The organism is Undibacterium sp. Xuan67W, from assembly GCF_049340165.1.
Lineage (GTDB): Bacteria > Pseudomonadota > Gammaproteobacteria > Burkholderiales > Burkholderiaceae_D > Undibacterium.
Window position 1 is genome coordinate 235,495 of the sequence record NZ_JBMPPN010000001.1, and the last position, 20,178, is coordinate 255,672.

A 20,178-nucleotide genomic window follows, 5' to 3' on the forward strand; every position below is an offset into this window, starting at 1 on the left:
ATACTCCCCCTATTTTTATCGAAAACCTGCCTTATCCCGCTGAATCTGGGACGTGACGCAAATATACTGTGCTGGAGTATATAATTTCAGCAACAAACTAACCGGCCATTTAGCTGGTCGTTATTTTTCCTGCATCAGACGAATTTTTTGCTTAATGTCAGTCATCGCCGACATTGCCGCTTTTTCCCCCGCCAGAATCGCCAGATTACGCCCGGCAAAATCACTACCCTTCATACTCGCCAGCTCAGGCTTGATCACAACATCCGCATTTTTTAATTCAAATTGATTCAAACTTTGACCCATGATGGTAAACGTCTGCATCAATACTTCCAGCGAACTGGATGCAGCCTGCGAATCTGGCTGCGAAGAAATATTTACCGCAATAACAAAATCTGCCCCCATCTCACGCGCAAAGCGCACTGGCACCGGTGACACCAAACCGCCATCAACATATTGCCTGTCATTGATTTTGACCGGTTGAAATACACCGGGCACCGCAGATGATGCCCGCACCGCCAGACCGGTATTCCCGCGCTGAAACAGGACTGGCAAGCCAGTATGCAAATCTGTCGCAACCGCGCCGAATGGCTTCTTCAATTTTTCAATAGGCGTTTGCCCCACCGATTTATTCACGTAAGCCTGTAGCGCATCCCCCTTCAACACACCACTAGTTTTAGCAAACAAAGGCAAAGACCAGTCAGAAATGGTCGCCTCATCCATATCCAGCGCCATTTTTTGCAAAGCAAAGCCATTATTTCCGGCTGCATACATCGCGCCGACAACGCTGCCCGCACTGGTTCCCACCACGATATCCGTATTAATACCCTGCGATTCCAGCGCCTTAATGACTCCGATATGCGCAAACCCGCGCGCAGCACCACCACCCAGAGCCAGGCCAATACGTATCGTTTTAGGCACTTTCACCACAGGGACAGGTAAAGGCGGCGCGATCACCTGAACCGGCGCCGAGACACAAGCAGACAGAAGTATCAATGCGAATAAGGACGAACCAACACGGGATAATTGACGCACAGTTTTTTGGAGCGACATGAGGGACATTAGGACTAGGAGAAAGGTGAACAGGCAACCCACATACGAAAAACCCACGTTCTCAAAAGAGCAACGTGGGCTTAGATCCTGCTAAATTCTTGGCGGAAGCGGTGAGATTCGAACTCACGAAGGGCTCACACCCTCGCCAGTTTTCAAGACTGGTGCCTTCAACCACTCGGCCACACTTCCGTACTTACTATTAATATTCAGACTGACACAAACACAAGCAGCGCCAACCTTCCAAGCCCATCATTATAGCAATGTTCTGTAGGTTTGCGGCATTTATTTTCGCGCGATCACACAGAAAAATGAAAACCATCGGTCAGTATCTCTGTAATCTGATCAGAACTTACGGGGCGCGAAAAAAAATATCCCTGCACTTCATCGCAACCTGCGTCTTTTAAAAATGATAGCTGTTCCCAATTTTCGACGCCTTCTGCAATCACTTTGTGACGTAATTTCTTGGCCATACTGATAATCGCACCGGCGATCGCACAGTCATCGTTATCCGTTGGCACACCCTGAATAAACGAGCGATCAATTTTCAGCGCATTGATAGGAAACCGTTTCAGATACGACAAACTGGAATAGCCAGTACCAAAATCATCGAGTGACAATGTCACACCCAGTGCCGCGATTTCATCCATGATCGTGATGACACTCTCGGCACTGTGCATCAGCATACTCTCGGTAATTTCTAATTCTATCCATGCCGGTGATATCTGGAATTGGGCCAGCGCCTCACGAACCCGGCTCGGCAATGTTGACGTGAACTCTTTAGCCGAGACGTTAACCGCAACCCTGAAAGGTGCAATCTCCATTGCCTGCCACTGTCTGGCTTGCTCGCAGGCAGTCTCCAAAACCCAGGCATCAATCTGCAAAATCAATCCCGTCTCTTCTGCGACAGGAATAAATTCGGCTGGCGATATCATGCCTTTTTTAGGATGATTCCAGCGCAGCAAAGCCTCGACACCAATCATCTGACCAGTCAGAATATTCACTTTCGGTTGATACAACAGGAAGAATTCGGCATGCTGCAAGGCACGACGCAAACCTGACTCCAGATACAACCGGCCAGCAATGGTGCGATTCATTTCGTTATCGTAAAAGGCATAACTACCGCTTGCGCGCTCGACGTTGCGCTTTGCCTTGAACATGGCGATATCTGACTTTTGCAGCAACTGGTCAGCCTCCATGCCGTCTTGCGGATAAATACTGATGCCAATGCTTGCACCAATACGCAGCTCATGCCCTTCAACCAGAAAGGCCTGATCTAAGGTCGTCAATAATTTTTGCGCCACCAGACCGGCGTGAATGTCCTGAGGAATATCTAGCAAACCAATCGCAAATTCATCGCTGCCCAGACGCGCAATCACATCATTTTCACGCAATGCCAGACGAAACCGTTCTGCAATCTGTTTTAGCAATAGATCACCGATTGCATGACCCAGCGTATCGTTAATTGGCTTGAAGCGATTCAGATCGATAAATAAGAGTGAGCCTATCGAATTATTCCGCTGCGATTGCAGCAAGGCTTTATCAACCAGTTTTTTAAATAAAGTACGATTCGGAAGATCGGTCAACAGATCGTAATAAGCGAGATGATTGATCTGTTCTTCAGCACGTTTGCGTTCAGTAATATCACTGAGATACCCGATCATCCCTATCGGCTGCGTATTGGAATCGCATAAAGGTGAAAGACTCAGGCTAGCCCAAAAAACTTCCCCCGATTTTTTGCGGCGACGAACTTCCATTTCACGCCCGCCATCCTCAAGGAAAGAATCGAATAAGCGCAAACCATCGACTTCTTCCTCGTCGTAAAGAAACAGAATATTTTTACCAATTGCTTCACTAGCGCTATAGCCAAACAAATTTTCTGCACCACGATTCCAGCTGATGATAAAACCCGCCAGATCCATCGTAATTACGGACTCATGAATCTGATCGAGAATTTGCGATTGCTGCAACTGCGCCTCGGCAGAGGCCTTGAAACGCTGGTCCAGCTGCGCTTTGGCTGCTAACAATTTAGCGGTGAGTTGCGCCAGAATCGCCAGCTTTGCCAGATCTGATTCGGAGTACTCCCCCTTCTTACCAGAGAGCACATAAAAGGCTCCTGCCGAAACCGGACAAAGCTCATGCTCGGCGCTCATGGTCTCAGTAAGTTGTGGCACAAACCTGATCTCGGGAGAATTGACGATCGCTTGAGCAATACGTGTTAACTCCTGGTCGAGATGGCGCCCCTGCATGCACAAGACCGCCTCGCCAAGCGACGCGCCCAAACTGAATTCTGTCAGCGCCTTGGTCTGGTTCATCTACATATCCTGACAAACCTGATTCACCCAGACATAGGCCTTAATCATGGCCGCATAATAGTCCGTCTCAGTGACACCAATCGCAGCTAGTCGCTCGCTATCGATTACACCATCACCACAATGCGTACGGTCAGCACAGCAAACGAGCGCCAGTTGCTGCCCCAGCACACCTTCGCGCTGCAGCAATGCGGCTAGCACTTCATCTAGCAAGTTCAGAGGCTGCAGAATTTCACTGAGCTGACTGCCGAACAAGGTATCTAGCAACGAGAACATACCGACCATGAACGCACAGTCTTGCTCGTCCCTGTTGCCGCCGTTTTTCTGACACAACGCTTCCATCAGGCTGGCACGAAATGCCGCACGCAGCATGAGAGGATTCAGCGCACCGCCGCTGTCTTGCTGACGGGCGTATAACAGTAATTGCAGCCAGCGTTGCAATTGCCGGCGTCCGAGCAAATTAATCGCCTGCCCAAAACTAGTGACCTTGACTGTCTGTGCAAATGCGGCAGAGCTGACCAGTTTAAAAAGCATAAAAGCCAAACTGCTGTCCTGCTTAAATAATTCCTCCAGCTCCCTGGATTCTGCATCACGCGATACCAAGCCTAATAATTTCAGTAACCGTGTTCTCGCACCGGCATCACCGGATTTGCCGCTGGGAGCAGGATGGAAGGCATAGTCGCCTTCGAACAGACTAAAACCCGCATCAAGCGCTTCTTGCAACTGCGCGAATGTTCCCAATTTTTTGGCGACACGCATGCCGCTTTGCAAACCGGATAACCAGGGCTTAATATAAAACGGCACTCCGGCATGACAATCTACTGAGACTGCTGCGGTATCTTTCCAGATCAACTCTGACCGTGACGCGAAGTTGTCAACCACCAGACGTACGCCTTTACTCGCGAGATAGTTGAGTCTGGTTTGCACATCTTTATCACCACATGCTGCCTCAGGAATCAGAAGCGCCACTTTGGATGCGCCGATACGCTCGTCAACATCCGCGGGCAATGCAGCAGGATCGTCGATGGGGATAAATAAGAAAATTCCAGGCAGCTTTTCAAAAAATTCGCACTGCTTGAATTGATGCAATAACTGAAGAGATTGTGCAACAGAGTTCGTCTCAAAATGCATGCTCAAGGCGGCAAGCTGTTGCTGATGATTGACGACAGGAGAAAGAGGTGTAACCGGTAATTTAAAACCATTCGCGTTAGTCATGGGCTGGTTTTTACTCTTGGAGTAGTTTTTAAGTCATCACGAAATACTATGTTGAAACTTGTAAAGTTGTAAAGTTGCAACATCAATTAAAGTTTTACTTTAAGTTGTGTGACTTTAAAAAAGTCCCCTTTAATGATTGCGATCAATATTCTTAGTCAAGACTCATCCCTTAAAAATAAAGTTTGCAGATCATTCAAAAACCGACGGCCCAATTCAGTAGGGCGAATTGTCTGGTGATCCCTGCTGAGCAAGCCTTTTTGCTCCGCGACCGTCAACTCTTTTTCCAGATCGTTCAACAACAAACTTGTCCGTTCGTTGAATAAATTCACAGCGAAACCTTGATTCAGGCGCAAAGCATTGAGCATGAATTCAAAACCTACTTCGTGTCGTTGAATTTCCACAGTTTCCTGAACTGCCGCACCGCGTAAACTTTCCTCCATATATATTTTTGGTTGCTTGTACCGAACTTGACGAACAATCTTATGCGGAAACGTTAGCTTAGAATGCGCTCCTGCGCCGATGCCGAGATAATCACCAAAATTCCAATAATTCAGGTTGTGGCGTGATTCGCGGCCAGGCTTAGCATACGCAGAGACTTCGTAGTTACCGTAACCGGCAGCAAGCATCCTGGACTGAATCAACTCTTGCATCTCCGCACTCAGATCATCATCCGGAATCACCGGCGGAAACTTCGCAAAATAGGTATTTGGCTCAAGCGTCAAATGATATAAGGACAGGTGTGGCGGTGCACAGGCGATAGCAGTCTCGACATCTGCTTTCGCTTGTTCCAGCGTCTGTCCAGGCAAGGCAAACATCAGATCAAGATTGAAGTTCTCAAAATATTGTTGCGCTATATCGATCGCACGTCTGGCCTCATCGCCGTTATGAATACGTCCCAGCGCTTGCAGATGTTGCGAATTAAAACTCTGAATGCCAATCGATAAGCGATTGATTCCGCTATCACGGTAAGAGCGGAATTTTTCCGTTTCAAAGGTACCCGGATTGGCCTCCAAGGTAATTTCAGCTGCACCGTCAACCGGCAATAAGGTGCGCACATCTGACATCAGGCGATCCAGTCCGGCTGCCGACATCAGGCTAGGCGTCCCGCCACCAATGAAGATCGTATAAATCTTACGCCCCCAGATCAGTGGTAAAGCCGCTTCAAGATCTGCACGCACAGCATCCAGATAGAGGTTTTCGTCAAAACTGTTTTTTACTTCATGCGAATTGAAATCGCAATAAGGACACTTTTTGACGCACCAGGGAAAGTGTATATACAGCGACAGTGGCGGCAGGCTAGTGAAATTAAACTGACCGGCACCGAGAAAATGGCTGGCCACATCTAGTGGCACGGCGGACAACTCCGTCTTTTTCTGCGATAAAGGGACCGAAGAAATCGGCTTGATTGGAATCATGGTAGTTTCTTACAAACGTAGATTTGACGCTAAAACGGAGAGCCGCTCAACAGATCCGAAAGAGAATCCGCAGGCTAGATAAGGCCTCTAGAGGCATTTAAGGCCAGAAGGCGCGCCAGCGTTGCGGATTCAGTTTTGGGGACTTCTAAAAAACTCTAAATTGAAAAATCGCGTAGAGGGGGCTGATACAAAATCCAAGACCTCTCACCACACAGACACGAGGACACGGAGACACGAAGAAAAGCTAGGAGTAAGTGGCTCCATGACATATCGGCACACCAGTATTTCAAATTCCTCAGGCCAGCTTTTCAAGCAGGGTACGCAAGGCCTGCCCACGGTGCGACAACTGACTTTTTTCTGAAGGCGTCAACTCTGCAACGCTCTTGTTTAAAGATGGAATCCAGAAGTGCGGATCGTAACCAAAACCATGCTCCCCTTTCGGCTGGTCAATGATCTCACCATGCCATAAACCATCGGCAATCACAGGTTGCGGGTCATGCTCTGAGCGGACGTACACCAAGACACAATAATAATAAGCCGACTTATCTGCAAATCCTACCAGTTGCTGTATCAAATGCTGATTGTTTCGCGAATCGGATTTTGGCTCGCCAGCAAAACGAGCGGACAATACGCCAGGAGCACCTTGCAAAGCATTCACACAAATGCCAGAGTCATCTGCCAGAGCTGGCAAGCCTGTCATTCGCGCCGCATGCCGCGCTTTGGTCAGGGCATTTTCGACGAAGGTGAAATAAGGCTCTTCTGCCTCGGGCACTGCAAATTCAGATTGCGCATGCAATGAAATACCCAGAGGCGATAGAACATGGAAAAATTCTTTCAGCTTGCCTTGATTATTTGAGGCAAGCACAATTTTTTTCCCGCTGATTTTTCCATTGTTTTCTACGCTCATAGCGGGTGCAGTCACAGACGTCATGGCTACATCAATCCCAATACTTGTTTCTGCAAGGCGATCAGATCCGCGATCCCTTCCTGCGCCAGATCCAGCAAACGATTCATCGTAGCGCGATCAAAAGCGACGCCCTCAGCAGTGCCCTGCACTTCAACAAACTGCCCTTGCTCAGTCATCACGACATTCATATCGGTATCGCAAGCAGAGTCTTCGGGATAATCAAGATCCAATACCGGAACACCCTGAAAGACGCCGACTGAAATCGCCGCGACAAAATGTTTTACCGGTACGGCGGCAATGACGCCACGCTCAACCAGTTTTGAAAATGCATCATATGCCGCAACCATGGCACCGGAAATCGCTGCCGTACGGGTACCGCCGTCAGCCTGGATCACGTCGCAATCAATATGCAAGGTACGCTCACCAAAAGCTTCCAGATCAAATGCGGCGCGCAATGAGCGGCCGATCAGGCGCTGTATCTCCTGAGTGCGACCCGATTGCTTGCCTTTCGCGGCTTCCCTGTCCATGCGGGTGTGGGTAGACCGTGGCAGCATGCCATATTCCGCTGTCAGCCAGCCCTGCCCTTTGCCCTTCAGAAAACCAGGAACTTTATCTTCGATACTGGCGGTACAAATGACGCGGGTATCGCCGAATTCGATTAATACCGAACCTTCGGCATGCTTAGTGAAATGGCGGCTGATCACGACGGGACGCAAGGCGTCCGGCGCACGTCCGCTTGGACGAATAGAATGAGGCATAGGATTGAATAATTTAAGGTTTAGTAGTAACGCGGGATGATTTATGAATCGCGTTGCGAATTTCCGCAATCGCTTTTTCAATTTCGGCTTCGTTGAATGCATCTGCTTCAACATTGTCCTGCTCGCCGGGAGCAGGCGCTTGTATCGTGGTCGTAATCGATCCTATCGGCAATGTATTGGTCGATATGATGGAAGAGTCCTCTAGCCTGTCATCGCCTTCCCACATCATTGCCAGAGCCGTCACATTATCGCTTTGCTTGCCCGCGATATCGACTGCGGAACGGATCAGCTCGGGTACGGCTCGCACGATAGTGTGATCGTTTAAACGCTGTGCCAGCATATGATCCGGCAAGACTGACCACAATCCATCCGAACATAAAAAGATCAGATCGCCCGCCTGCAAAGTGGCTCGGCGGGATAGCTCGACAATCGGCGCATTTGGCGCACCGAGGCAGTTAAATAATTTATTCCGGTCAGGGTGGGTATGGCGCTCCGACGGATCAACTTTCCCCTGAGCAATCAAGGTTTCTAGTCGCGAGTGATCTTTAGTGCGCAATAAGATCTGGCCCTGACGCATCCAATACAGGCGCGAATCGCCGCAATGCGCCCAATAAGCATGACCATTCTGAATCAGGCACGCAACGATGGTGGTACGCGGAGTCTCAGGCAAATTATGCAGCTCACGATATCGATGAATCTCTTGATGAGCCGCAAAAAAACTATCTTCCAGAAAGCGTTCCGGACGCCCTATCATCGGATGGGCCTGCTGCTGAAATAAATTACCGATCGTTTGCATCGCGATCGTTGCGGCCATTTCACCCATGATGTGACCGCCCATGCCATCGGCCAGCAGCAACAGGATCACATCGCGGGTAAAGCTGTAGCCCATGCGATCTTGATTGACCTTGCGGCCACCAATATGACTTTCTTGATAAACGGAAAAACGCATGGATTAAATTCTAAAAACGAGTAAGGTCATTGGCAACATACCGGCATAATTGAGGAGAATCAGATCAAACAACCCATGCCAGAACCGTACATGGATAGACCAGATCCAAGATTAATGTACGGTATGGTCTTGTATCGTTGTGTGGTCGCTTTCGACAGGTTTCTTTCGGGCTGGCGCAAATAAGGAAGTTAATTTTTGCGTGGCTTTTTCCAGCATGGTCAGTTCTTTTTGTGGCTGCTTTTGTAGCTGTAAGGCTTTTTGTAGCGCAAAAACACTCTGCGGCCGTTCCAGCGGATCCATTTTCAGACACCAGCGCACCACTTCTATCAATTCGGGGGAATACAAACCATCGAGTTTGCGGTAATGGTTTTCCATCTTATCGCCATTTTTACGCTGATCCGATGGCTGCGGCGGTGCGCCGACCATACAAGCAAAAATCGATGCGCCGATGCTGTAAATATCGGTCCACGGTCCGAGATTGCCATTTTTTGAATACAACTCCGGCGCCGCGAAACCCGGCGTATACATCGGGTACAGCTTAGGCAGATCAGTCTTCAGGGTTTGACGTGCAGCACCAAAATCCAGCAAGATCGGCGTCCCGTCAAGACGCAGATAAATATTCGCCGGTTTTAAATCCAGATGCAGCAGCTTGTTGGTATGGACTTCACGCAGGCCATTCATCACGTGATTAAACATACGGCGAATAAAGCGTTCCGACACCAGTGGTTTTTCACCTTTATCACGGCGGCGCAAGATATGCTCTTGCAACGAGCGGCCGGATTCATAGGCCATCACCATGTACACCGTTTCATTGGCACGGAAAAAATTGATAACGCTGACTACATTCGGATGCGCAATACGAGCCAGTGCACGACCTTCCTCAAAAAAACATTTGAGACCGATACGGTAAATAGGTAAGTTTTCCGGTGAGATAGCAGGTACCAGTTCACCCTGCTGACGCAGTGCCAGCGAGCTTGGCAAATACTCTTTGATGGCAACTGCATTGCCATCCTCGTCCGACGCCAGATAAACAATACTGAACCCGCCGGATGCAATTTTCTTTACAATGCGATATCCAGCAATCTCCAGCCCGTCTGGCAAGGGTGCGTTATTTTGTGCGGCCATATCGTCCTAAATCCGTTGATAGAGAGGATTGTGTTGATGTTTGGTGATTTTGTAAAGGATAACAAGAAAGCAAACTGCTTCCCTACTGCAATATTGTCGCCAAATGTAACCTCCGTGCCGATAAGCACTGTGCCGGATAACGCAAACCCTGCGCAAGATTCAAGCTGTATGAACGTATTTGAATGTTATTTAACACGCTGAACACAGCCAATTCGTACTAGCTTTGCATTTACCTCGTATTTATTTTGCGTTTATTTTGCGTTTATTTTGCATTTGTTGTTCAACCTATCGTATTACAAGGAAATTACGTGAGCATTTACAGCATGACCGGCTATGCCGCCCAGACCCATGAAACCGATGCCGGTACCATCACGCTAGAAATCAAGAGCGTGAACTCACGTTTTCTGGACCTGCAATTCCGTATTAACGACGATTTCAGGTCAGTAGAACCGCTATTTCGCGAGGCGATTGCGCGCAAACTGACGCGCGGCAAGGTCGAATGCCGCTTCAGTTTCGGCAAAAAAACCAGCAGCGACAATTCTAAAGCATTAAATGCAGACGTCCTGACTCAAATTGCAGCATTTCAAACACAAGTACGTCAGCAATTCCCGGACGCAGTGCCATTGTCCAGCAACGAATTGCTGCGCTGGCCGGGGGTGATTGAAGAAGCAGAAATCAATGCCGACGCTCTGCAATCTGCGATCATCAGCGGCATCGACACGACATTGACAGCATTTATCACCAGCCGCGAACGCGAAGGTGCAGCGCTGGCACAAGTCCTGACCGACCGTATCGACGCGATGGAAACCATTGTGACTAGAATCACTCCTCTGGTGCCACAGGTCGTACAACAGTTCCAGCAAAAAGCCATCAGCCGCATGGAAGAGGCGCTGGGCCTGTCGCAAGCCAACGCCAACCCAGCAGCTCAAACCATCTCGCGCGAAGAGGTACTCGATAGAGTACGGCAGGAAGTCACCTTGTATGGCATCCGCATCGACGTTGCAGAAGAATTATCCCGCCTTTCAGCGCACCTGACCGAAACTCGGCATATCCTGAAAAAGGGCGGGCAAGTCGGTAAGCGTCTTGATTTTATGATGCAAGAACTTAACCGCGAAGCAAATACCCTGGGATCGAAAGCCGCACTGAAAGAACTGGCCGATGCTTCCATGGAATTAAAGTTGCTGATCGAACAAATGCGTGAGCAAGTACAGAATCTTGAATAGACTAGGACTTTTCTTTATACTACTGCCAGTATATTTTAATCACTAGGTAAAGTTTGCGCAAATTGCCCAGTTTTAAAGCATACTCCCCAAAAAATCATAATTGAGAAGCTTGAGAACCATTATGTCCGCATCCAAAGCCACTGCAGGTAGTCTGTTTATGGTTGCCGCCCCATCGGGCGCGGGTAAATCGACCCTGGTGAATGCTTTATTGGCACAAGAACCCGCCATCAAGCTATCAATCTCTTACACTACCCGCCCTCCGCGCCCCGGTGAGCAGGATGGTCGCGAATATCATTTCACGACGGTAGAGGATTTTTTGGCACGCAAAGCGCAGGGCGAGTTTCTTGAATCAGCCGAAGTTCATGGCAATTACTACGGCACCTCCCGCATTCTGATTGAGCAGCAAATGCAAGCTGGCACCGATATTTTGCTGGAAATCGACTGGCAAGGGACCCAACAGGTTAAAAAACAATTCCCGGACGCGATCAGGATATTCATCTTGCCGCCATCAATTCCGGCGCTAGAAGAGCGCCTGAAAAAACGCGGACAAGACGAACCGCACATCATTACTCGTCGAATTTTGGCCGCTGGCGGCGAAATGGCGCACGCTCCAGAGTTCGAATATGTTATTATTAATCAAGAGTTTGCAACCGCCTTGGCAGAACTCAATGCAGTCATCAAGGCGACCCGCTGCCGCTTCCCGCAGCAAGCAAGCCGCAATGCAGCGCTGTTTGCCCAATTGGGCATCCATGCCAACCCATGATAGAAAGAAAGAAAATGGCACGTATTACTATTGAAGATTCACTGAAAAACATCCCTAATCGCTTTCAATTGACCCTGTGCGCCACTTATCGCGCGCGTCAATTATTGCAAGGTCACACACCAAAAGTGGACTCAAAAGACAAACCAACTGTCGTTGCCTTGCGCGAAATCGCGGAAGGTAAAATTGGCATTGAAATGTTGAAAAAAGTACCTCTTTAATTCTGTAGCGCTACTACCGTGAAACGGCTGGGAACTAAACGGAATGAATCTTATAGACAGCAATTCTTCTGTTCCAGCCGCGGTTTCTCCTGAGAAGGTCGCTTCACGACGATCACCCTCCAAATCGAACTCATCGACCCCATCGCCTTCTTCTGTATCGCCTTCCTTGCCAGAAAATCCTGTTCCACGCGCACCAGCGACCGGTGTTGCCTCCATCACCGCACTGACCACCCGCTTAGCTGAATACCTCTCGCCTGCTGACTTAAAGCTAGTCAAGGAAGCTTATCGCTTCTCAGACGAAATGCACTTGGGACAAGTCAGGCGTTCAGGTGAACCCTATATCTCGCATCCTATTGCGGTAGCTGAAATCTGTGCAGAGTGGAAACTCGATGTTCAGGCAATCATGGCGGCACTACTCCATGATGTGATGGAAGATCAGGACGTCAAAAAAGAAGAGTTGATTGAACGCTTCGGCGCGCCGGTTGCGGCGCTGGTTGACGGCTTGTCAAAGCTGGAAAAAATCGAATTCCAAAGCCAGATCGAAGCGCAAGCTGAAAATTTCCGCAAAATGCTGCTAGCCATGGCGCGCGACGTGCGCGTCATTCTGGTCAAGCTCGCTGACCGGCTGCACAATATGCGCACCCTGGGTGCGATGAAACCGGAAAAACAGCGTCGCATCTCTCGCGAAACGATGGAAGTCTATGTGCCGATCGCGCACCGGCTCGGCCTGAATAATATCTATCGCGAGTTACAAGATCTGGCTTTTGCGCATTTATATCCGATGCGTTATCGCACACTCGCCAAAGCCGTCAAAGCGGCGCGTGGCAATCGTCGTGAGGTAGTCAATAAGATCATGGAAGCAGTGAAAACTGCGCTGAAAGAAGCTGGACTTACCACTCAGGTTTTTGGCCGCGAAAAAACTCTGTATGGTATTTATCGCAAAATGCACGATAAACACCTGAGCTTTTCGCAGGTGCTGGACGTCTACGGTTTTCGTATCGTTGTTGATAATTTTCCGAATAGCTACTTCGCCCTTGGTACCTTGCATGCTCTGTATAAGCCGATGCCAGGTAAATTTAAAGATTACATCGCCATTCCCAAAACGAATGGCTACCAATCCCTGCACACCACACTGATCGGACCTTACGGCACACCGGTTGAGTTTCAGATACGCACCCAAGAAATGAATCAGGTCGCCGAATCTGGTGTCGCCGCGCATTGGCTTTACAAAAATGAAGATGGCAATTTGACAGATCTCCAGCAGCGTACCCATGCCTGGCTGCAGTCCTTGCTGGATATTCAAAAGCAGACAGGGGATTCTGCTGAATTTTTAGAGCATGTCAAAGTCGATCTGTTTCCTGATTCGGTCTATGTATTCACACCAAAATCGAAAATTATCGCCCTGCCACGCGGCGCGACGGCACTCGATTTCGCTTACAACATTCATACCGATATCGGCGATCAGGCGATTGCGACACGAATTAATCACGAGCCGGTTCCGTTGCGCTCCGAATTAAAAAATGGTGACATCGTTGAAATCATTACCTCGCCAAACTCTCGTCCTACTCCAAACTGGCTGACTTATGTGCGCACAGGCAAGGCACGCTCGGCAATCCGCCATTATCTGCGTACCATCAACCTGAACGAATCAACAGAACTCGGCCGTCAATTGCTGGCACAGGCCCTTGTCGCAGTACATTTAAATCCAGAATTGCCGGAGAGCCTGGTTGACAAATTACTCAACGAGTCAACCGCCAAATCACTGGAAGAAATTCATACTGATATCGGTATTGGCAAGCGCATGGCAGCGCTGGTCGCACGGCATATTCTGGATTTGGTAGAAGACGATTCTCCGTCGATTCCTTTCCAGCAATTTGCCGGCGACAAACTCAGTACCAAACGAGATCCTGTCATTATTTATGGGAGCGAGGGCGTTTCAGTCCAGCTGGCGCCGTGTTGCTTGCCAATTCCCGGTGACGGGATTGTCGGCCAGCTCAAGCGTGATCAAGGATTAGTGGTTCATACCGATGACTGCGACAATGCCAAACGCATGCAGGTGAAAGAACCTGACCGCTGGATTGACGTGAGTTGGGGTGAAGACCTGAACCGTCGCTTTGATAGTCGCGTCGTCGTGATGGTCAATAATGAGCGAGGTGCGCTGGCACGGATCGCCGCAGAGATTGGCGAGTCAGACGCCAATATCAGCCATGTCAGCATGGAAGATGGTCAGGCCAACGATATGACCAATATCCATTTCACAATCCAGATTGAAGACCGTACTCACCTAGCCAGACTGATGCGCAATGTGAAGCACCTCAATGGCGTCGCCAAAATCTGGCGCGAACACGGCTGAATTTAATTTTTCACATCAGTTTTTGAACGACTTACTCAGGATATTGCACCTTAATAATCGTCAATTCATCAATACCTGCCGGCGTCTTTAATACGACAGTATCGCCTTCCCTAGCCTTGGTCAACGCGCGCGCCACTGGCGATACCCAGCTGATTTTGCCCGCCAGCGGATCAAACTCATCAACACCAACGATGGTAATCGTGACCTCCTCACCCTGTTGGTTTTCATAAGTTACGGTCGCGCCAAAAAATACCTGATCGTTTTCATGATGAACACGCGGATCGACAACCTCTGCGATATCAAGTCGCTTGGTTAAAAACCGGATACGCCGGTCTATTTCACGCAAACGGCGCTTACCGTAGATGTAATCTCCATTTTCAGAACGATCACCATTCGATGCTGCCCAGTGAACTATATTGACGATCTCAGGGCGCTCGACGTCCATCAGATGCAAGAACTCCTCCTTCATCCTTTGATGGCCTTGTGGCGTCATATAATTTTTAACGCCAGCAGGAATCTCGGGAACGCCAAATTCCAGATCATCATCCTGCTCGGTTTCTTTGACAAATGCTTTATTCATTTTGGCATTGTAGCGGAGATGCAGAAAAATATACTCTGATGCGCACCACGACACCAGCAAGCCTTATAGAATAGACACCAGTAAATACGGCAATAGTCATTGCCGACAGACTCTATCCGCAACAGTATTTTTTCGATCAAGGTATATGCATGACAGTGAGCGCAGCCATCAAACTTATCATCGTTGACGATCATGCAGTCGTACGTGAGGGTTTAAAACAAATCATCGGCAGTACAGAAGATATATGCATTGTGGGAGAAGCCGAAAATGGGCTAGATGCAATCAGGCTTTCACGGCAACTTGTTTATCAGATCATGATGCTGGATATTTCACTGCCAGATAAAAATGGCATCGAAATTCTTAAACAAATTAAAAAAGAATCGCCGCAAGTGTCCGTCCTCATGTTTTCGATACACAGAGAAGACCAATATGCGATACGGGCGCATAAATCCGGCGCATCTGGCTATTTGAATAAGCAAGCAAGCGCAACTGAAATTTTGCAAGCCATACGTCAAATTGCATCTGGATTGAAATACATTAGCCCAGAACTCGCCCAGGAACTTGCGAACAACCTCAATCAAGAGCATGAAGGCGAACTGCACAAAACACTGTCTGATCGCGAGTATCAGACGTTGACGATGATTGCCTCTGGCAAAACCGTCAGTGACATTGCCAAAGAATTGTCTCTGTCGGTCAAAACTATCAGCGAATACCGGGCACGCTTATTGTTAAAAATGAAATTACGCCACAACGCAGAACTGACGCATTACGCGATCAAAAATCAACTTGTTGAATAAGTTCGCAAAGGCATAAAAAAACACTAGAATCCAGTATTACCGTTACCAGCAGCTCCTCCTGATACTCGATAGTTCAAGCGCGGAAGCACCATGTCAAACAATCCTAATAATTCACAGTTCAAAACACCGACTGACATCGCCAGAGAAACTTTCCGGCGACTGGCAATTCAAAGAATTGCGCCAACTCCCGAGGCTTATCGCAAGCTGTATCAGGAAATATCCGGTGTCATTGATGAAATATCCGAAACAAAACCAGACACTCCGGCGGCGTCACCTCAATCAACTGAAGGCATAGAACCGTCTGCCGCTGAACAATTGCTACTCGGTTTCGCAGAAAGTCTGAAGCAATCACCAGGGGATCTGGGTAACTTTGGTCATCGGTTCAGTCGCGCAATCAAATCGGGCAACTGGGACGATTACAGCAAAGGTCTTACGCAATTAGCAGAGAAAACAATAGTCAAACCAAGTAACTCTATCAGCCTGGTAGATCCGATTCCCGTACCAATTGCGAGTACAGCGAGCAACTCTATTTCTCTGGTTGACGATATTCCCGTCGAGGACAGCCGTCCGAAAATTTTAAAAGATTTGCTGTACCGCACTTTGACTTTGGCTCTCGCTTCCGTGCTCAAGCCGAACCCCTCACTTGCCACAGAATCAGAAGCACTGGGAATCGCCGTCAGGGATGCAGAAAGCGAAACAGCGCTGAATCAAGTCGCGTCACGACTCAAGCATCTTTGTTTTCAAATTGAATTGAGCAGCGGCGATACCGCTGAACAGCAAGAGTTGTTGTTAAGATTATTCGGCTTACTCTTAGATAATGTCCACGAATTACTCGATGAAGATAATTGGCTACGCGGCCAGATCGAAGTTGTACAAAGCCTGATTTCTGGACCGATAGATCATCGTGCTTTACAAGAGGCCACCAGAAGCCTCAAAGACGTCATTTATAAGCAAGGTGCGCTCAAACACAGCATCGATGAATCGAAAACTTCCGTTAAAAACATGATGGCGACCTTTATTGATCGCCTCAGTGTCATGACGGTCAGTACAGAAACCTATCACAGCAAAATGGGCGGCTATGCAGATCAGATTCGTCAAAGCAAAGATGTGATCGAAGTCGATCAACTCATTGCGTCTATATTGGATGAAACCCGCACCGTACAAACGGAAACCATGCGGTCACATGAGATGATGATCGTCGCACAAAAAGAAGTAAAAGAAGCGGAAGTTCGAATTAAAGAACTCGAAGACAAACTCGCTCACATGAGCGAATTAGTGCGTGAAGACCAATTAACAGGCAGCCTTAACCGGCGCGGACTCGATGACGTGTTTGAACGAGAGGCCGATCGAGCCGACCGTCGCGGCACCCCTCTCTGTGCGGCCATGCTGGATCTGGACAACTTTAAAAAACTCAACGATACACATGGGCACGCCGCAGGTGATGAAGCTCTGGTGCATCTGGTTCGCATCGTCAAAAAAACACTCCGCTCCATTGATGTGATAGCGCGTTATGGTGGTGAAGAGTTTTTGATCGTCATGCCAGAAACAAATCTGGACGAAGCCGCCTCTGCCATGACCAGGGTGCAACGTGAATTGACGACTCATTTTTTCACTGCCAATGAGCAACGCCTGTTCATCACATTTAGCGCGGGCGTGGCGCTAAGAGGCCCGAACGAAGCTCAAGAAGCCGTTGTAAAGCGTGCAGACAAAGCGATGTATGAAGCCAAGAAGACTGGTAAAAATCGCGTAGTGAAGGCAAATTAGTCAATCAGTCAAATTAATGAGTAAAACCCGACTAGATCAAGCTTACGCCTGACCTGATCTCCGCCTACAATAACAACCTACGCAAGAAGTTAATCGTAGCCACCTTCACTATTTTGTAGAGAGACCGGGTATGGAGAAGACAAATCCAATTTATGTCACACAACCCTCTCTTCCTCCATTAGAAGAATTCATCCCCTATTTAGAAAAAATCTGGGACTCAAAAATATTGACGAATGGTGGTCCTTTTCATCACGAACTGGAAGAAAAACTGTGTGATTATTTAGGCGTAAAGCATCTTTCCTTGTTTACCAACGGGACTATTGCACTTGTTACTGCGCTGCAAGCCTTAAGGATTGCTGGTGAGGTCATTACAACGCCCTATTCTTTCGTTGCGACAGCACACTCTTTATTATGGAACGGCATCAAGCCTGTTTTCGCAGACATTGATCCCATTTCACTGAATTTAGACCCGACAAAAATAGAAGCTGCGATTACCCCCAACACGACCGCAATCATGCCCGTTCATTGTTACGGGAGACCTTGTGATGTTGATGCAATTCAACGAATTGCTGATAACTATAATCTCAAAGTAATATACGATGCGGCACATGCTTTTGGCGTAAAACGTAAGGGCGAAAGTATTCTGAGCTGCGGCGATTTGTCGGTATTAAGTTTTCATGCGACGAAAGTTTTCAACACATTTGAGGGCGGCTGCATTATATGCCCAGACGCCAAAACAAAACAACATATCGATCATTTGAAAAATTTTGGCTTTGTTGACGAAACGACCGTTGTTGCCTACGGTGTCAACGGCAAAATGAGCGAGGTCAACGCCGCATTTGGCTTACTTCAACTACAACATATCGATAAGGCATTAGATAAGCGTCGCCAAATATCTGATAGATACCGTGAGCTACTCGCAGACGTGAAGGGAATTACTTTGCTCCCTGAAAGCACCGATGTATCGTCCAATTTTGCGTATTTTCCTATTCTGGTTGAACCAGAATATCCGTTGAGTAGAGACGCCTTATATCAAAAGCTAAAGGATAAAAATATTTTTGGCCGTCGCTACTTTTACCCATTGATTTCGAATTTCCCTATGTATAGAGGTTTAGTCTCTGCGCATCATGACAATCTCCCAGTCGCAACCGGGGCGTCGCTTAAGGTGCTCTGTCTTCCTATTTATCCCGCACTAGAAATCGAAGAAGTAACATATATTTCTGAACTTATTGCGAACTGATCGCATCATCCAAGAAACCATCCGTCGATGAAAATAGCCATCATGCAACCCTATCTATTCCCATATATAGGGTATTTTCAGCTAATCGATGCTGTCGATGTTTTTGTAATCTATGACGACGTAAATTATATTAAGGGTGGCTGGATCAATCGAAATTTCATTCTGAATCAGTCCAAAAGTCTAAGAATAACCTTGCCGCTTGATGAGCAAAGTCCAAATAAACTCATTAACCAGATTAGTATTAAAGACCATTCAAATAAGCTACTGGAAACAATCCGTCACAGCTACGCAAAAGCGCCGTGTTTTCATGAAGCGTCTCCTTTGATTCAGCGCATATTGATGAACAGCGAAAATAATCTCGCACAATTTTTAACTCATCAGTTAAAGGAGGTGATTGATTACCTGGGTATCAAGATTGATTGGCGAATTTCGTCGTCAATCAACAAGGACAACACATTGCATGGTCAGGAAAAAGTGATCGCTATCTGCGAGGAACTGGGAGCGACCCACTATATCAATGCGATTGGTGGTAAAGAGCTGTATGACCACGAGAGTTTTGAAAAAAGAGGGATTGAACTTTCATTTATCCAGTCTGAACCGATTACTTATACGCAGTTTACAGATTTTGTTCCCAACCTATCGATCATCGACGTGCTGATGTTTAATACACCGTCACAAATATCAAAACTTATCAAAAATTATCACCTGATTTGATCAGATTTATTAACCAAACCGAACCCTATAACGCTAATTGTCAGCTTCACACACCCCCGACTACTATGCCAAACAATATTCATCAACTCAGTGAACTCAAGTTTGGTCTGATTGACTATTGGAGAATGTTCAAGGCTCGCGGCATATGGTTACCAGTCAACTACTTCCGGCACGCACATCTGTTTGATCTACGTTACAAAACGAATACACATACTTGGCTTCCCAAAGATAATTTTGAGGAAAAACCAGACAATTTTGAACACGGATTTATGTATATGTGTTCCTGGACCAACGAAATCCAAAATTCTTTCAAGATCGTCAAATCCTTGTTAGCAACCGATTTCGATGACTATTCGTTTGTCGATATTGGCTGCGGCAAAGGAAAGGTTGTGATCGTTTGGAAACAGGAATGCTTGCGAGAAGGAAAACAACAAGCTGTGTATGGAATTGATTTTTATCAACCACTAATTGCGATCGCAAAAAAAAATTACAGCAAAGTGTTTAACGAAGAAGGTATGTTTTTATTGAGAGACGCAACGCAAACTGAATTTAATGAATTTGGAAAAAAGATCATCGTTTATCTCTACAATCCATTTGACGAAATCATATTGAAACAGGTAATGGAGCGATTACGCGATCATCCGTCCATTATTATTTATAACAACCCTGTCCATGCTCAGGTCATTATCGACTCGGGATATAAAATCCTCTACGAACACAAGGGGCCTCACCCCAATGCTGAAACTACGATTTTATCTAATCTTTGAGATGCCGTTTCTGCTTTTCTACAATAATGAC

At 47.5% G+C, this 20,178-nt stretch carries 18 protein-coding genes and 1 tRNA gene; 9 read left to right on the top strand and 10 right to left on the bottom strand.

All coding sequences use genetic code 11. From position 1 onward, the window contains the following. Positions 1 to 120 precede the first annotated feature (120 nt). The 9 genes from ACO0LE_RS01085 to ACO0LE_RS01125 all read right to left on the bottom strand — a co-directional run bounded on the left by ACO0LE_RS01085 (position 121) and on the right by ACO0LE_RS01125 (position 9,728). Positions 121 to 1,050, bottom strand: coding sequence for a patatin-like phospholipase family protein (locus ACO0LE_RS01085; RefSeq protein WP_422958568.1), 930 nt, complete (start codon positions 1,048 to 1,050; stop codon positions 121 to 123). 99 nt (positions 1,051 to 1,149) lie between these two features. Further along, positions 1,150 to 1,239: transfer RNA gene (locus ACO0LE_RS01090), tRNA-Ser, on the bottom strand. Between the two features lie 107 nt (positions 1,240 to 1,346). Next, a complete protein-coding gene (locus tag ACO0LE_RS01095; protein ID WP_422958569.1) occupies positions 1,347 to 3,362 on the bottom strand; it encodes a putative bifunctional diguanylate cyclase/phosphodiesterase in 2,016 nt (671 codons plus the stop codon). Further along, entirely contained in the window at positions 3,363 to 4,574 is a 1,212-nt protein-coding gene (locus tag ACO0LE_RS01100) for an EAL and HDOD domain-containing protein (protein WP_422958570.1), read from the bottom strand. It lies immediately after the preceding gene. Positions 4,575 to 4,729: 155 nt separating this feature from the next. Further along, positions 4,730 to 5,989, bottom strand: coding sequence for a radical SAM family heme chaperone HemW (gene hemW / locus ACO0LE_RS01105; protein ID WP_422958571.1), 1,260 nt, complete (start codon positions 5,987 to 5,989; stop codon positions 4,730 to 4,732). Between the two features lie 295 nt (positions 5,990 to 6,284). Next, positions 6,285 to 6,920 (bottom strand): RdgB/HAM1 family non-canonical purine NTP pyrophosphatase, encoded by a 636-nt coding sequence (rdgB, locus tag ACO0LE_RS01110; RefSeq protein WP_422958572.1) that lies wholly within the window; start codon positions 6,918 to 6,920, stop codon positions 6,285 to 6,287. A 2-nt stretch (positions 6,921 to 6,922) separates the two neighbouring features. Beyond that, entirely contained in the window at positions 6,923 to 7,654 is a 732-nt protein-coding gene (rph, locus tag ACO0LE_RS01115; protein WP_422958573.1) for a ribonuclease PH, read from the bottom strand. Positions 7,655 to 7,667: 13 nt separating this feature from the next. Further along, the gene (locus tag ACO0LE_RS01120) at positions 7,668 to 8,603 is read right to left on the bottom strand and encodes a PP2C family protein-serine/threonine phosphatase (RefSeq protein WP_422958145.1); all 936 of its coding nucleotides are present in this window, start codon (positions 8,601 to 8,603) and stop codon (positions 7,668 to 7,670) included. Positions 8,604 to 8,714: 111 nt separating this feature from the next. After that, positions 8,715 to 9,728, bottom strand: coding sequence for a serine/threonine protein kinase (locus ACO0LE_RS01125; protein ID WP_422958144.1), 1,014 nt, complete (start codon positions 9,726 to 9,728; stop codon positions 8,715 to 8,717). Positions 9,729 to 10,051: 323 nt separating this feature from the next. Here ACO0LE_RS01125 and ACO0LE_RS01130 point away from each other — a divergent pair, with 323 nt between their 5' ends. From ACO0LE_RS01130 to ACO0LE_RS01145, 4 genes are all read left to right on the top strand, one after another. Continuing rightward, positions 10,052 to 10,951, top strand: a complete 900-nt coding sequence (locus ACO0LE_RS01130) for a YicC/YloC family endoribonuclease (protein WP_422958690.1) — start codon at positions 10,052 to 10,054, stop codon at positions 10,949 to 10,951. Between the two features lie 121 nt (positions 10,952 to 11,072). Then, a complete protein-coding gene (gene gmk / locus ACO0LE_RS01135) occupies positions 11,073 to 11,714 on the top strand; it encodes a guanylate kinase (protein WP_422958574.1) in 642 nt (213 codons plus the stop codon). A gap of 14 nt (positions 11,715 to 11,728) precedes the next feature. Continuing rightward, the gene (gene rpoZ / locus ACO0LE_RS01140) at positions 11,729 to 11,932 is read left to right on the top strand and encodes a DNA-directed RNA polymerase subunit omega (RefSeq protein WP_262838389.1); all 204 of its coding nucleotides are present in this window, start codon (positions 11,729 to 11,731) and stop codon (positions 11,930 to 11,932) included. A gap of 43 nt (positions 11,933 to 11,975) precedes the next feature. Next, on the top strand, positions 11,976 to 14,285 hold the full coding sequence (locus tag ACO0LE_RS01145) for a RelA/SpoT family protein (RefSeq protein WP_422958575.1): 2,310 nt from the start codon (positions 11,976 to 11,978) through the stop codon (positions 14,283 to 14,285). Between the two features lie 31 nt (positions 14,286 to 14,316). Here the strand turns inward: ACO0LE_RS01145 and greB are convergent, their stop codons facing one another. Continuing rightward, positions 14,317 to 14,865, bottom strand: coding sequence for a transcription elongation factor GreB (gene greB, locus ACO0LE_RS01150; protein WP_422958576.1), 549 nt, complete (start codon positions 14,863 to 14,865; stop codon positions 14,317 to 14,319). Positions 14,866 to 15,014: 149 nt separating this feature from the next. Between greB and ACO0LE_RS01155 the strand changes: the two genes are divergently transcribed. The 5 genes from ACO0LE_RS01155 (at position 15,015) to ACO0LE_RS01175 (ending at position 20,147) form a co-directional block, all read left to right on the top strand. Further along, a complete protein-coding gene (locus ACO0LE_RS01155) occupies positions 15,015 to 15,662 on the top strand; it encodes a response regulator (protein WP_422958577.1) in 648 nt (215 codons plus the stop codon). A 90-nt stretch (positions 15,663 to 15,752) separates the two neighbouring features. Continuing rightward, the gene (locus ACO0LE_RS01160; protein ID WP_422958578.1) at positions 15,753 to 17,426 is read left to right on the top strand and encodes a GGDEF domain-containing protein; all 1,674 of its coding nucleotides are present in this window, start codon (positions 15,753 to 15,755) and stop codon (positions 17,424 to 17,426) included. A 130-nt stretch (positions 17,427 to 17,556) separates the two neighbouring features. Next, complete coding sequence (locus ACO0LE_RS01165) at positions 17,557 to 18,666, top strand: DegT/DnrJ/EryC1/StrS family aminotransferase (RefSeq protein WP_422958579.1); 1,110 nt, start codon at positions 17,557 to 17,559, stop codon at positions 18,664 to 18,666. A gap of 27 nt (positions 18,667 to 18,693) precedes the next feature. Further along, positions 18,694 to 19,380, top strand: a complete 687-nt coding sequence (locus tag ACO0LE_RS01170; protein WP_422958580.1) for a WbqC family protein — start codon at positions 18,694 to 18,696, stop codon at positions 19,378 to 19,380. A gap of 65 nt (positions 19,381 to 19,445) precedes the next feature. After that, a complete protein-coding gene (locus ACO0LE_RS01175) occupies positions 19,446 to 20,147 on the top strand; it encodes a methyltransferase domain-containing protein (protein WP_422958581.1) in 702 nt (233 codons plus the stop codon). Positions 20,148 to 20,178: the final 31 nt, after the last annotated feature.